Below are 13,435 nucleotides of genomic sequence, written 5' to 3' on the forward strand. Positions count from 1 at the left end.
GGAAAAGCGCCAGCGGCTCCGGCAGCCGGAACTGCACGGTCAGGCTGTTCACCGGAACGACCTCGATGGATTGCCAGAGGCGCGCGCGCTCCGGGGGCCCTGGGAGATCCGGCGATTGGAGCAAGCGCACGGTGAACAGAACATCGTCCGCAGTCAGCGGGGCTCCATCATGCCAGCGGACGTTCGGACGCAGGTAGAAGGTGTATCGCGACCCGTCCTCGGAGACCTCCCAGCGCTGGGCCAGGTCCCCTTTCGGCAACCCCCGCGCATCCAGCCGGACTAAGCTGTTGAAGATCAGGCGGGCGATGTCCGCTTCCGGATCCCCGGGCTGAATCTGGAGCGGGTTCAGGGTGGCGATCGGGCCCACGACTGCCTCTACATAGTGTCCTCCTCGGGCCGGAACGGTTTCCACGCCTGCCCGGAGGGCCAGGGAGGCCATCAGCACCCCCAGACTGAGCGCCATGAGCAGCACCAGGATCAACGGAAGATACAGGCCGCGAGCCAGAGTGGGATAGCGAGGACCCGAAGCCATCATGGGATCTCTCGGCTTTCGGACGTCATAGGATCTGATGCAAGTTGGGAAGTAGCGTGCGGAAGGCGTGCCATCGGAACCCAAGACCACCACCGAACCGGCATGGGCAACAGGCCATGTCAACCCACAGGGGTCCCGGTCACGATCACATTGACCACGGCCAGGATCAGAAAGAGCACCGCCAGAAAGATCGTGAGGTTGAAGACGGTGCGTTCCAACCCGCGACGCTTGCGGGGCACCCCCACCTCCCCTAACCCAAAGACCCCTCCCAGCTGGGAAGATCCCGCTTGAAGCAGGATGATGGTGATCAATGCGATCGCCAGCAGAATCTGAGCGACATTCAGGGCAGTGGTCACTCTCCTTTCCTCCGAATCGAGATTCCCGTTCATGATAACGCAACCTGCCGCCTCAGGGTCCTCGCTGACCCGCTGAGAGGATCCCCCGTCAAGCCGCTGAAGGCAACCCTATCCACCTACGGAATCCTCCGGAGGGAGGACAGCAAGTTGAGCGATATGGCTCTTTTGAAAGAGTTAAAAGGCCGGCAACGGATAGATTATAGCTCAATCATTGTTCCTCTTCACAACAAGGGGCGGTGAGCTCGCTTACGCAATTCGGCAGCGCTTCCTTGTGGCGGATCGTGCTTTTCCACTCGTAGGTATTTATGGGGGGCCGATGGGTAGAAGGCTGAGGGGGCCTGGGGCACGGCCCGTTTATCCGAAGTCCAATTATGGAGATTGTGGACATGGTAAAAGCGGTTGAAGTAAAATGATTATAAAACTGCTCTGTAACAATCCGAACGGCCCTTGCTCGTGATTCAGGGCCCTGTCCTTCTCTTCTTCCGCCCCCGCGCCATGAAGAGACGTGGGGGGTAAGGGAGAAGGGTAGGAAAGGCGGAGATGGCGGGGCGCAGGTGTTGCGGGTGGAGCTACGGAACGAACGTGGCGGGTCTGGATAGATACCTGGACCCTGGCAAAGGGGGCCCGGATGGTGATCGATCAGTTCGGACGACATATCCGCTACCTGCGGATCTCTCTAACGGATCGTTGCAATCTCCGCTGCGTTTACTGCATGCCCGAGAAGATGGTTTTCCTCCCCCGCGAGGAACTCCTCACGGATGAGGAATTGATCCGCCTGGTCCGCCTCTTCGCTGAGCTGGGGTTCGATAAGATCCGCCTCACCGGCGGCGAGCCGACCGTTCGCCCCCACCTCGTGGAACTCGTGACCCGGATGGCCGCTTTCCCCGGGATTCGAGAGATCTCCATGACCACCAACGGCTTGCGCTTGAAGGCCCTCGCCGAACCCCTGGCCCGCGCAGGCCTCAAGCGGGTCAACGTCAGCCTGGACACGCTGGATCCGGAGAAGTTCCGTCGCATCACCCGCTGGGGCCATCTGGAGGAGGTCTGGGAAGGGATCCTGGCCGCCGAGGCGGCCGGGCTGACCCCCATCAAACTCAACGCGGTGGTGGTGCGGGGCTACAACGACCAGGATATCCCGGATCTCGCTGCCTTGACCCTCACGCGTCCATGGCAGGTTCGCTTCATTGAAGTGATGCCCTTCGCGGATGTAGCCCCCTTCGCTCAGCAGGCGATCGTTTCCACCGCGGAGATGATCCAGATCCTGGAAGGGGAGTTTGGGCCGCTGGAGCCGGTCAACGATGGCCGCCTGGACGGCGAGGCCCGGGTCTACCGGATTCGGGGAGCTGTTGGATCCGTCGGCTTCATCAGCCCGGTCAGCGAGCCCTTCTGCGCCCAATGCAACCGGGTCCGTCTCACCGCCGAGGGAAGGCTCCGCCTGTGCCTGTTGCGGGACGATGAGGTGGATCTGCGCGAGCCCCTGCGCGCCGGCGCGAGCGATGAGGAGCTGAAAGCCTTAATCCGGGCAGCCATCTGGCGCAAGCCTTGGGGCCATGGGCTCCCGGAAGGCGTGATCCCGATGGCCCGGGTGATGAGCCAGATCGGCGGATGAAGGAGTATGAGGGCAGGATAGCGATCGGGGCCTTGGGCGGGCTCGCAATTTCCCCCTCGGAGGCCTTGGGGGAGGTAGGGGCTGCTTTCGGCGGCCCCTACCTCCCCCAGGTGATCGCTCACTCCATTCAGGGCCGAACCTCCACCGTAGCTGCTGTCTGCCACATCCCCCAGGAATCCTCCTCCCCCCCTAACGCGACCTCCAGCGCATAACGGCCGGGCGCGCACGGCATACGCAGAGAATGGCGCGTCCGCCATTGTTCCCCCGGCCCCCAGGCCCGGTCGGGCTGAGCCAGGTTCCACGGTTCCGTGATGCGAGCTTCTCCCACGCGAAGACGCACCTGGTTCGAGGCTGGAGTTCCATCCACTCGCCACCAGAGGGCCAGCGTCAACGGCTGGCATGCGCGGGGCTCTCCCTCCAGATCCACGTGGGTCAGAGCCAGGCCCGGCCACTGGGCCCGAGGCGACTTCTCCCAGCGAGGATCCTGATACGGCTTTTGAGGAGGCGCCAGGTCCACCGGGTTCAGTTGCGCGGCCAGCCACACCGAATCGCCCTGGTAAACCACCAGACGGGGTCGATAGCGGCCCGGCGGGGTGCCGACCTGGGCCTCGACCCCATAGCGCGCGAGAATCACCCGCGGCCACGGCCATCGGGCCGTGTCCCACGTCTCACCGCCCAGCGCACCGTCCCATTGCCCCCAGAGGGTTCCATCCTCCCGTTCCAGGCGAAGGGAGACCCGCAACCCGGCCGGAAGGGGTCCCGTGGTCCGCCATCCAGCGATCACCGATAACGGACGATCCGCCGAAAGCGTTCCTCCGGGAAGTCCATACCCCAACCAGATCAGGTTCGGGCCGATGGGCTGGCCGGGGTGGCCGAAGAGCGCTTCGGGCTCCTCCGGCAGCGGGTGGAATTCCCCCCATACGAAATGTCGAACCCGAAGACCGCCGGCAAAGGCAAAGGTCTCGATCTCATCGCCGATCCAGTCGAGGGCGGCCGCGACAACCTGGGCCGGATCATTGATCTCATCGCCCCACTGCACCAGCCATGCCCCTCGTGTCCCAACCAGCGCCCGGTTCAAAACCGGGGCCGCGGCCTCATAATCCAGCACATGCCGCACATCCACCACAGGATCCGCAGGCAACGGAATGGGCGTCGTGGCGCGGGCATAAACCCGATAGGCGGGAAGGGCGAACCCACTCACCAGAACCACCGCCTCCTCCGATCCTTTGCGGGCCTCCACCGTCCGGACCGCGCTTCGCCAGTCGTCTTTGACCTGCTCCGCGTGGACCAGGGTCCAGTTCAGCGCGGGCAGAACGAACAACCCCCAGGCCGCCAGAGCGGGCAGGAAGGCTCCCCGAGCGCGTCGAACCGCATCCGCCCAACCCAGAGCGATCGGCAGCCAGAACCCTGCGGCGGCACCGATAAAGTAGTGAGGATGGAACTTGGGACTCCTGTATAGCAAGCCCAGGCCCACCATCAGGGGAAGAAGGCTCATGGCCAGAAACATGGAACGCGCCGTTCGCCGGCGAAGCCCGAGGGCCAGGCCGGTTCCGGCTACGCCAGCGCCCGCGATCAGGCCCGGGATCCAGGGAGACCCATCGGGCGGGACGAACCCGGCCATGCGGGCCTGCAAGCCCTGCGCCTGCCAGAGGGTCATCAGGATTCGCCCCAGATCCAGCGTTCCGGGCCAAAAAGCACCCTGGGTCGAGCCCACCCACAGCGCATGGAGCGCGCCCGGGATCGCCCCGGCCAGAAGGGCCGCGGCCCACGGGATTCGGGAAGGCCCGTGTCGGAGCCCGAGGATCAGGATCCCGGGGACCATCCAGAGCATCGCGTAATGGGTGTAGATCCCAGCCAGGGCGGCGAACAGGATCAGGCGCGGGGCATCCCGGACGACCCCATAGAGGACAAGGGCTGTCCAGAGCCCCAGCATGGCATACATCCGCGTCTCCCGGGATTCCCAGATCCAGAACGGAAGGGTGGCCGCCAGGCCCAGGGCGACGGTCCGGGCGATCGGCGAACGCCCAATCCGCGCGACGGCGGCAGCGAACAGCGCCACCGTCAATGTTCCAGCGAGGGCCGAGAGAAAGCGGGCGGCGAACTCGGAGGGACCCGTAAGGGTCATCCAGAGCCGAAGGGCGAGGTAGAAGAGGGGAGGGTGAGCTTCGAGCGGTTGCCAGACCTGGTTGCGAGCCAGATCGATGCTGAAGGCCTCATCATACCAGAAGCTGGCCGCGCCCAGCCGGTAAACCCGCAGGCCAAAGGCCAGTCCGAGCAGGATCAGAGACAGGGCCGTCCACAGGCCTCGCTTCACTTCTGCAACCTCTGGCTCAACGACTGGAACACCTCTTCCACCTGAGCCGCGATTCGTTCCCACGCAAACCGCTTCGCCAGCATCCGCGCGCCGCGTTCCAGGCGAAGGCGCAGATCAGGATCTCCCAAAACGCGTCGGATGGCAAGGGCGAGCGCCTTCACGTCATCGGGAGGGACCAGAAAGATGTTATCCCCATCCTGGAGTTCCGGGATGGAGACCCGGGGGAAGGTGCTGATCACCGCCCGCCCATGGGCCAGGGCGGCCATCAGCGTCCCCCGCCGGAAGGAGACCCCATCCCGATAGGGCAACGCGCAGAGATCCACCGCAGCGAACGCCAGGGAGATCTCTTCGGGGGGACGGTAACCGGTTTCCCAGACGCGCCCCTGCAATCCCAGTTCGATGATCCGCCGACGGCACCAAGCCGCATAATCGCGCTGGGAAGGATCGCTGGGCGTCGCCGTCGCGCCGATATGCACCAGACCTACGGCCGCCCCCTCCCGCGTCAACATGGCGACGGCCTCCAGCAACAGATCGAACCCCTTCGATGGATGCAGGAAGCCGAAAAAACCTACCAGTGGAAGATCCCCGGGAAACCCCAGACGCGCCCGCGCCGTCGAGGGAGGCGGGAGATCCGATGGCGGCATGATGTTGCTTCCGATCGGGATACGTCGGAGGAAACGGATTCCGGCGGCGCGCAGAACGGCTTCGTCCTCGTGATTGGTGACGATCACTCCCTTTGCCCGGCGGGCGAGGAAGCGGACGCTCCAGGCTCGAAGCGGGCCGGCTTTCGGGAACAGATAGGGGACGCGCAGGTCGTGGAAGACAACCACGATAGGGATCTCCCCCAACCAGAGCCGTGCGATCGCCGGCCACAGGTTCATCGCCCCACCCAGCCCATAGGCGGCTGCCTGATACTGAAGCAGCACCCCATCCGGCCCCCAGGCGCGCAAGGATCGCCCAAGGGCGAACCAAGCCCGGGCGTCCCATCGAGGGACCACCCGGAAGACCGGGACGGAAGAGGGAGCGTCCTCCCCACCTCGGCGATCGGTCCATACCGCCACTACATGTCCCCGGGCCTGCAGGGCCCGGGCCAGCTCGCGGGTGTAATCGCCAACGCCCCCGGGGAGGGGCGGATATTCCCCGGTGACCAACGCCAGCCGCAAAGGAAGTCCTCCTGGCCATCGCGGAATAGAGGGCAGGCCGCGGCCTGCCCGTTTCTCCATGGATTCGGAGGTTCGAGGAACCGCGCGGCGAGAGGGAAGCGAGGAGCCCTTCCCCGCGTTCCTCTCTTCTCCCAACGGCTCAGAAGGCCGCCGGGAGAGGAGAGACTCCAGACCCTTCCGGCCGCCAGGCCGTGCGCTCTCCGGCCCGCACGAAGACCGGACATGAGCCGGGATTTCCTGTCCCAGGAGGAGGTAAACGGCCTAACCCCTATGGGTCAGAGACTGGCATCTGAAGAAAGGAGCCCTTTCCGCACAATCCAGACCGATCCGCTTACAACCCAGAATTCTACCCGGCAAGGGGTTATGGTATAACAAAGCCGAGACGGCAGCTGGTTCCAAGTCCCCAAAAAGGAGAGCATCGAATGCGGCTCTCAGTGATCATTCCAGTATACAACGAACGGCCCACGGTTCGGGAGATCCTCAAACAGGTCCGGGCGGTAGGCTTGGCGGATGAGATCATCGTCGTGGACGACGGCTCGACCGATGGGACGCGAGAGATCTTGGAAGAAGAGGCCCGAAACGGATACATCCGGGTGATCTACCATGAGCGGAACATGGGAAAAGGGGCGGCGGTGCGAACCGGCATCGCCCATGCCACAGGCGACATCATTCTGATCCAGGATGCGGATCTGGAATATGATCCGCGGGATTATCCCCATCTGCTCCAGCCGATTCTGGAGGGCCGAGCGTCGGTAGTCTACGGCTCCCGTTTTCTGGGTCCTCGCAAGGCGATGCTGTTCTGGCATATGATCGGCAACAAGTTCCTCACGCTGGTGACCAATCTGCTATACGATGCCATCCTGAGCGATATGGAGACCGGCTATAAAGTCTTCCGGGCGGAGGTGGTGCGAGGCATCCCGCTGCGCGCGCGGGGCTTCGAGTTCGAGCCGGAGATCACCGCCAAGATCCTCAAGCGAGGCTACCGGATCTTTGAGGTCCCCATCTCTTACTATGGGCGAGAGTTTAGAGAGGGGAAGAAGATCCGCCCGATTCGCGACGGCCTGAAGGCGCTGTGGACATTGATCAAATATCGTTTCGTCGATTGAGGGTCAACGCTCGTCTATGGCCTCATCCGCTTCCTTTCCGGATCCTGAAGAGGCCCGACTGATTGAGGTGGCCCGGTCGGGCGATCTGGAGGCGTTTAACGAGCTCGCTCGCCGTTACCAGGATCGCCTCTATCACATCGCGTATCGCATCATGGGCGATCACGATTCGGCTGCGGACGCGATGCAGGAGGCCCTGATCGCGGCTTTTCGGGGAATCCGGGGGTTCCGCGGCGGCTCCTTCCTGGCGTGGCTCACCCGCATCGTGACGAATGCCTGTTACGACGAACTGCGCCGCCGCCGTCGCCGGCCTCAGGCCTCCCTGGATGCTTTGTTTGTGGTGGACCAGGGACCGGAGGCGGAGATGACCCTCCCGCCCGTAGAGGGGCCTGAATTCTACGTGGAGCGCCGGGAGCTGGCGGATTTGCTCCATCGCGCGATCCAGAGCCTCCCCGAAGACCAGCGGATCGTTCTGGTGCTTTCGGATATCGAGGGCTATTCCTACGAGGAGATCGCGGGGATCCTTCAGGTGCCCCTGGGGACGGTGAAATCCCGCCTGAGCCGGGCCCGCATGCGGGTCCGCGATTTCCTGCTGGCCCACCGGGAACTTTTGCCGGGGACCATACGTCCCTCTTAAGGGAGGCGAAAAAGAACGTCTTTGAGGTAGAGCCAGGTGCTGAAGGCGTCAGGCTCTACCTCAAAACGCCTCAGGAGGAGATGAACGGCGTATGCAACTGATTTTTGGCAGGCGAGGCTGCTGAAAGCGACCTTGCCCACCCAAATCTCCATGAAATCGAAGGGATGTTTTTGCCAGGTCGCGCATCACCCGGAAAGGGATCTTCACGGAAATGCCGCTTTTCCGTCGAAGGCTGAAAACCGATGAGCATCAGTGGGTTCAGGATCGGCTTTCCCTCTATCTGGACGGCCGCCTGGATCCCGGAGAACGAGCGCGGGTGGAAGCCCATCTGCGCGACTGTGCGACATGCGCCCGATCGTGGGAGACCCTTCGCTGGACCGTTCAGGCGCTGCGGGCCCTGCCGCCCGTGCGAGCGCCGCGTTCCTTTGCGCTCCGGCCGGAGCAGGTGGCTCGGGTGCCCCAGCCCGTTGGATGGCTCCGGCGGACCGCCTGGGCGATGGCGGCGGCATTGATCCTGGTGCTGGGCCTGGATTTCGCCTTGTCCCTGGGACGGATCGCCCCAGGGCCAGCGATGGCGCCGGCCGTTGCTCCAGCTGCTCCGGCCCCCCAGGCCGAGCGAGAAGCGCTACGCGCTATGGAGATGGAGGATCACACGCGGAGCCCCGAACCATCTCCAGCGCCGATGTTCGGTCTGGCGGTTCCCCAGGCCACTCCCACGACCGCGGCGGAGCAGCTGCCTGGGCCCGAAGAGATCCCGCCGCCGTCGGCTCCGGCTTTCCCGCTGTCCCCACTGCGAATCCTCGAGTTCCTCCTCCTGCTGGGAGCGATCGGGTTGCTGGCCCTGGATCGATGGCGAAGCCAGCGTCCCCGTTAGCTGTCCTTTTTCCTCTGAAAGCCTTTCGACGCATTCGTGTTTTGCCAGCTCGCGCCGTGAATCCCATAGGAGTCGCACGGTCTGGGGCCCGCTCAGCGAGGCAGGATGACCCCACTCCCCTTTTATCCCCCCGAGGAAGCCAGTGGCACAACTCCCATTACAAAATCGAACGCGTGGCAAGCCCGGATAAGGGGGTGATGAAGCCCCCCTTTCTCTACTCCTCCAAGGCCCTCAGGGCCGCGAGCGTGTTGATGGACAGGCCGCTGAAGGCGGTCCGCCCGGCCCCCCACCTCCAGCTCAGGAAAGCGTCTTCGCTTCCCGAACCGCATGAGATCGACGGCACACGCTTGCCATCCTGATGGTAGAAGGAGTATCCTGGCATCAGCCGTTCTCCACAAGCCCCTTCCAGCACCGGGGGATAAGAGCAAGCCGCCCTCGGCGGCCGGCCAGATCCCTCACACTCTCTTCTCCTCCCCGCGGCTCTCAGAACCACGGGGAGGAAGGAGAAAGAGGGAAGGGGCTTCATCGATTCCCTCCACAAGGGCTCGCTGTTTCCGTGCGAGTGGAATTCACAGCACGTAGAGTAAAGAACGCATGAGGAGGCTTGTCTTCCATGCATCGCGCAGTGATTGTTGACTTCGGAGGCGTGCTGGTTCGCAGCGAGGATCCTGTTCCCCGAGAGCAGCTGGCTCGAGAGCTGGGAATGACGGTGCAGGACCTGGAAGCGCTGATCTTCGCCAGCGATCTCTCCCTGCGAGCCCAGCGGGGGGAGCTCCCAGAGCCAGAGTTCTGGAAGGCCATCGGGGAGCGATTGGGGATCCCGTCGCTCGAGAGGATCCAGCAGGTGCGCCAGCGATTCTTCGCCGGGGATCGCCTGAACGAGCCGTTGGTCGAAGCCTTGCGGCGATGGAAAGGTCAGGTGACCCTGGGCTTGATCAGCAATGCCTGGTCCGGATTGCGCGAGGTCTTAAGGCGCCTGGGATTGCTGAACCTCTTCGATGGGATCGTGATCTCCGCCGAGGTCGGGCTTCTCAAGCCGGATCCCCGGATCTACCTCCTGGCCCTGGAGCGCCTGGGGGTCCCGCCCGAGGCTGCGGCCTTCGTGGACGATCTGCCCGAGAACGTGCAGGCTGCTCGCAAGCTGGGCCTTTATGGGATCCATTTCCGCGATACCCCGGAGGCATTGCGGCAGTTAGAGGAATGGTTAAATGGCCGGGTTCGTTCATCTTGAAACACTACCGGGAGCCAGATTCCTTATGCCCGGAGCCCCAGGGAGGAAAGGGGCGATGCCGTTAGAAATCCATCTGGATGATGTGGTGCAGCTCCGCAAGCCCCATCCATGCGGGGGGACGGAATGGCAGGTCGTGCGGGTGGGAGCGGACATCGGGATCCGTTGCCTGACCTGTGGCCGCCGGGTGTTGCTGCCGCGCCGGGAGTTCGAACGCCGGGTTCGACGGATCGTCCGCTGCACCCGCCCTCCCCCTGTGCCGCCCCCGTATCCTCCAGACCGCTGAAGGAGAGGCGGACGGACTTCCTGCGTTTTCGGTTTCTGGGGGATGCGGGCTGTTGGGGGTGGCCCGTCCCCCAGAAACCTTCACGCATAACCCAGGAGGGGCCATCATGAAACGGATTGCAGTTTACCTGGGCGGCGGGATGTTGCTGGTTCTGTCCCTGCTGTTCTTCCTCGCAGCTCTCTGGCCCGTTCCCCCGGATTCACCCCCTGGCGGTCTCTCGGATGGGATGCCCGGCGCGACCGGGGCGCTCCGTCGCCCCTTCCCCCCGATGCCGATCCCCCCGGATAACCCTCAAACCCCGGAAAAGGCGGAATTGGGCCGCCTGCTGTTCTACGACCCCGTTCTCTCCGGAGATAATACGCGGTCCTGTGCCACCTGCCATCATCCCGATCTCGGCTTCACGGATGGGAAAGGACGCTCCATCGGCGCCGATGGCCAGCCGATGCGCCGGGGTGCCCCCACTTTATGGAACGTCGGTTACCTCCGACGTCTGTTCTGGGACGGCCGGGCCTCCTCCCTGGAAGAGGCGGCCCGCATGTCGCTGACGGATCCCCAGGAAATGGCGGAGCAGCCGGACCGACTGGTTCAGGAACTCCGCGCCATCCCCGAGTATCGGGAGCGCTTCGACCGGGCTTTCGGGGGCCGGGGCGGCTCCGCATTGACCTTTGAGAACATCGCGAAGGCCATTACCGCCTTCGAGCGCACCCTGGTCAGCCGGAATGCGCCCTTCGACCGCTTCGCTGCGGGCGACACGACCGCCCTCACCCCCTCCCAGCGCCGCGGCCTGAATTTGTTCCGCTCCGGGCGCACCCGGTGTTTTGAATGTCATTCGCTTCCCCTCTTTGGATCCTCGGATTTCCGAGTGATCGGAGTGCCGGATCTCCCCGAAACACCCGTAGATCGCGGGCGGGCGGAGCTTACGAATTCGCCCCGGGATGAACGAGCCTTCAAGGTGCCGACGCTGCGGAATGTGGCGCTGACGGCCCCCTACATGCACAACGGGATTTTCACAACTCTTGAAGAAGTCATCGATTTCTATAAAGACGGGGGCGGCCGCGGGCGAGGGATGGATCTGCCCAACCTCGATGCGAAGATCCAGCCTTTCCGCCTAAGCCCAGAAGAGCGGGAGGACCTGGTGGCTTTCCTGTATGCCCTGACGGACGAATCGGCGCTCCCGCCGATCCCGGAATCGGTCCCCTCCGGCCTGTCTGTGGTCCCCCGTATCGAAAACCCAGGACGGGCGCTGGCCGCCCGATACAATGTCGGCGCCCATGGCGTCCATGAGCCATCCCGCCCGCCGCGGACCTGGGTAGTCCGCCCCGGGGAATCCATCCAGGCGGTGCTGGATCGAACCGGGCCCGGGGATACCGTTCTGATCGAACCCGGCGTCTACCATGAAGCCCTGGTGGTGGAGACGGAGCACCTCACCTTGCGGGGCATCTCCCGGGATGGCCAGCGGCCGATCCTTGATGGCCGGGGGGAATTCGGGGACGGCATCATCGCCACCCGGGACGGTTTCACCGTGGAGAACCTAGTGGTGCGCAACTATACGAACAACGGCATCGTGGTGCCGGGCGCGCGGGGGATCGTGATCCGGGATGTGACCACTGAGAACACTGGCGCCTACGGGGTGTATCCGGTGGGGAGCGAGGACATCCTCATCGAGCGGGTGGTGGCCACGGGGGCGTGGGACACCGGGATTTACATCGGGCAATCCCGCAACGGGATCATCCGGGACAGCGAGGCCTACGGCAATGTCAGCGGGATCGAGGTGGAGAACTCCGTGGCGATCACCGTGGAGAACAATTATGCCCACGACAACGCCGCCGGCATCCTGGTTTTCGTCCTCCCGAACCTCGAATCCAAAGTGGGCTCCCGCAATCGGATCGTCGGCAACCGCATCCTCCACAACAATGGGCCCAACTTCGCCAAGCCGGGCGCGATCGTGGGAAACGTGCCCTCGGGGACCGGGATCCTGATCATGGCTGCGGATGAGACCGAAGTGACCGGTAATGAGATCCGCGACAACGCCTCGGTGGGTATCGCAGTGATCAGTCTGGAACAGATTTTCCCTAAGGGGACCGTTTTCGACGTCGGCGCCATTCCCGAACGGAACTGGATTCACGACAACATCCTGGCGAACAACGGCTTTTACCCGGATCCCAAGGTGCGGGCGGCGGGGCTGCCGGGGGCCGACCTGCTCTGGGATGCGAGCGGCTGGGACAATCTGTGGCGGGAGCCCGGCGCCCGCGCCTTCCCTCCGCTTCTGCCGGGCCCGGATTGGCCATGGCCGCTCCGACGAGCTTACTGGCGATCGCTCCAGCTGCTGATCCGATTGCTGGGCTAAGGGCTCCTCGACGTCTCGCAACGCGGGGAGGGGGAGAAAGACTGCTCGAGGAAACGAACAGCGCCATCCATCGCTCTTCGAGGGAAGAGAAGTGCCCGAACAAGCGATCGGCGAAGATCGGATCTACTACGCGGTCCACCAGGATCCCGGGGCCCGCCACACCCTGATTCTGATCCATGGGGCGGGGGAATCCCATCTGGTGTGGCCGGGGGCGTTGCGAAACCTGCCCGGGGCCAACGTCTATGCGCTGGATCTTCCAGGCCACGGCCGTTCCCGCGGGCGCGGGCGATCCTCTATCGCCGCATATGCGGATCTGATTGTAAACTGGATGGAGGCGGTAGGGCTCCCTCGGGCGATCTGGGTGGGGCACTCCATGGGCGGCGCCATCGCCCAGTGGGCCGCCCTTCATTGCCCGGAACGCGTTGCCGCCCTCGTCCTGGTGGCCACCGGCGCACGGCTTCGGGTCAGCCCGCTGATCCTGGAGGGGCTGCGCGCGGATTTCCCCAAGACAGTGGACCTGATCACCGAATGGAGCTGGGGAGCCGCGCCGCCAGCCCGGCTGGTGGAGGAAGGACGCCGCCTGCTCCTCGCCACGGATCCCGCTGTCATCGAAGGGGACTATCGGGCGTGTGATGCCTTCGATGTGATGGGCCGGCTGGGGGAGATCCAGGCGCCAGCCCTGGTCATCGGCGGCACGGCGGATCGCATGACGCCGATCAAGTATGCGGAGTATCTGGCCGCCCACATCCCGAAGGCCGAGCTGGTGCGGGTCGAAGGGGCGGGCCATATGGTGATGCTGGAACAACCGGAGATCGTGGCGGAAGCGGTGCGATCGTTCCTGGATCGCATCAGCGAATGAAGCGGCTGACGGATGCCCGGTTTTGAAAGGCGGTCCTGCTTACCTCGAGAAGAGACCTCCCGCGGCTCTATAATGAGGAGGCGCGATCTTCAGAGCCGGGGCCTATGGGGGGATAGGCGGGGCCGCT

General features: G+C 64.2%; 13 protein-coding genes. 8 read left to right on the forward strand and 5 right to left on the reverse strand.

Going from position 1 to position 13,435, the window contains the following annotated elements; translation table 11 throughout:
• Together NZM16_RS08605 and secG are read right to left on the reverse strand one after the other, a co-directional pair.
• Positions 1-532, reverse strand: a 532-nt coding sequence (locus tag NZM16_RS08605; RefSeq protein ID WP_295479943.1) for an ABC transporter substrate-binding protein, incomplete at its 3' end; no start/stop codon positions are given.
• Between the two features lie 119 nt (positions 533-651).
• On the reverse strand, positions 652-888 hold the full coding sequence (gene secG, locus NZM16_RS08610) for a preprotein translocase subunit SecG (RefSeq protein WP_295447869.1): 237 nt from the start codon (positions 886-888) through the stop codon (positions 652-654).
• Positions 889-1,516: 628 nt separating this feature from the next.
• Here secG and moaA point away from each other — a divergent pair.
• Entirely contained in the window at positions 1,517-2,497 is a 981-nt protein-coding gene (gene moaA / locus NZM16_RS08615) for a GTP 3',8-cyclase MoaA (protein WP_295479944.1), read from the forward strand.
• Positions 2,498-2,624: 127 nt separating this feature from the next.
• Here moaA and NZM16_RS08620 read toward each other — a convergent pair whose 3' ends face one another.
• Together NZM16_RS08620 and NZM16_RS08625 are read right to left on the reverse strand one after the other, a co-directional pair.
• Entirely contained in the window at positions 2,625-4,811 is a 2,187-nt protein-coding gene (locus NZM16_RS08620) for a glycosyltransferase family 39 protein (protein WP_295447862.1), read from the reverse strand.
• Positions 4,808-5,974, reverse strand: a complete 1,167-nt coding sequence (locus tag NZM16_RS08625) for a glycosyltransferase (RefSeq protein WP_295479946.1) — start codon at positions 5,972-5,974, stop codon at positions 4,808-4,810. The genes NZM16_RS08620 and NZM16_RS08625 overlap by 4 nt, the downstream gene beginning before the upstream one ends.
• Positions 5,975-6,396: 422 nt before the next feature.
• Here NZM16_RS08625 and NZM16_RS08630 point away from each other — a divergent pair, with 422 nt between their 5' ends.
• From NZM16_RS08630 to NZM16_RS08640, 3 genes are all read left to right on the forward strand, one after another.
• Positions 6,397-7,080: a glycosyltransferase family 2 protein gene (locus NZM16_RS08630; protein WP_295479948.1), complete on the forward strand. Its 684-nt coding sequence runs from the start codon at positions 6,397-6,399 to the stop codon at positions 7,078-7,080.
• A 16-nt stretch (positions 7,081-7,096) separates the two neighbouring features.
• A complete protein-coding gene (locus NZM16_RS08635) occupies positions 7,097-7,714 on the forward strand; it encodes a sigma-70 family RNA polymerase sigma factor (RefSeq protein WP_295447852.1) in 618 nt (205 codons plus the stop codon).
• 211 nt (positions 7,715-7,925) lie between these two features.
• On the forward strand, positions 7,926-8,588 hold the full coding sequence (locus NZM16_RS08640; protein ID WP_295447849.1) for an anti-sigma factor: 663 nt from the start codon (positions 7,926-7,928) through the stop codon (positions 8,586-8,588).
• 214 nt (positions 8,589-8,802) lie between these two features.
• Here NZM16_RS08640 and NZM16_RS08645 read toward each other — a convergent pair whose 3' ends face one another.
• A complete protein-coding gene (locus NZM16_RS08645; protein WP_295447846.1) occupies positions 8,803-8,970 on the reverse strand; it encodes a hypothetical protein in 168 nt (55 codons plus the stop codon).
• Between the two features lie 231 nt (positions 8,971-9,201).
• Here NZM16_RS08645 and NZM16_RS08650 point away from each other — a divergent pair, with 231 nt between their 5' ends.
• From NZM16_RS08650 to NZM16_RS08665, 4 genes are all read left to right on the forward strand, one after another.
• Positions 9,202-9,819 (forward strand): HAD family phosphatase, encoded by a 618-nt coding sequence (locus NZM16_RS08650; RefSeq protein ID WP_295479950.1) that lies wholly within the window; start codon positions 9,202-9,204, stop codon positions 9,817-9,819.
• A gap of 55 nt (positions 9,820-9,874) precedes the next feature.
• Positions 9,875-10,102: a DUF951 domain-containing protein gene (locus NZM16_RS08655; protein WP_295447840.1), complete on the forward strand. Its 228-nt coding sequence runs from the start codon at positions 9,875-9,877 to the stop codon at positions 10,100-10,102.
• A 106-nt stretch (positions 10,103-10,208) separates the two neighbouring features.
• Positions 10,209-12,449 (forward strand): parallel beta-helix domain-containing protein, encoded by a 2,241-nt coding sequence (locus NZM16_RS08660; RefSeq protein ID WP_295479952.1) that lies wholly within the window; start codon positions 10,209-10,211, stop codon positions 12,447-12,449.
• Positions 12,450-12,540: 91 nt separating this feature from the next.
• Positions 12,541-13,308, forward strand: a complete 768-nt coding sequence (locus tag NZM16_RS08665) for an alpha/beta hydrolase (RefSeq protein WP_295447834.1) — start codon at positions 12,541-12,543, stop codon at positions 13,306-13,308.
• Positions 13,309-13,435 lie beyond the last annotated feature (127 nt).

The sequence above is a fragment of the Thermoflexus sp. genome (assembly GCF_025055495.1).
GTDB lineage: Bacteria > Chloroflexota > Anaerolineae > Thermoflexales > Thermoflexaceae > Thermoflexus.

Coding starts and splice junctions, on each gene's coding strand:
- moaA (WP_295479944.1), top strand. CDS start 1,517: ATGGTGATCGATCAGTTCGGACGACATATCCGCTACCTGCGGATCTCT.
- NZM16_RS08630 (WP_295479948.1), top strand. CDS start 6,397: ATGCGGCTCTCAGTGATCATTCCAGTATACAACGAACGGCCCACGGTT.
- NZM16_RS08635 (WP_295447852.1), top strand. CDS start 7,097: ATGGCCTCATCCGCTTCCTTTCCGGATCCTGAAGAGGCCCGACTGATT.
- NZM16_RS08640 (WP_295447849.1), top strand. CDS start 7,926: ATGCCGCTTTTCCGTCGAAGGCTGAAAACCGATGAGCATCAGTGGGTT.
- NZM16_RS08645 (WP_295447846.1), bottom strand. CDS start 8,970: ATGCCAGGATACTCCTTCTACCATCAGGATGGCAAGCGTGTGCCGTCG.
- NZM16_RS08650 (WP_295479950.1), top strand. CDS start 9,202: ATGCATCGCGCAGTGATTGTTGACTTCGGAGGCGTGCTGGTTCGCAGC.
- NZM16_RS08655 (WP_295447840.1), top strand. CDS start 9,875: ATGCCGTTAGAAATCCATCTGGATGATGTGGTGCAGCTCCGCAAGCCC.
- NZM16_RS08660 (WP_295479952.1), top strand. CDS start 10,209: ATGAAACGGATTGCAGTTTACCTGGGCGGCGGGATGTTGCTGGTTCTG.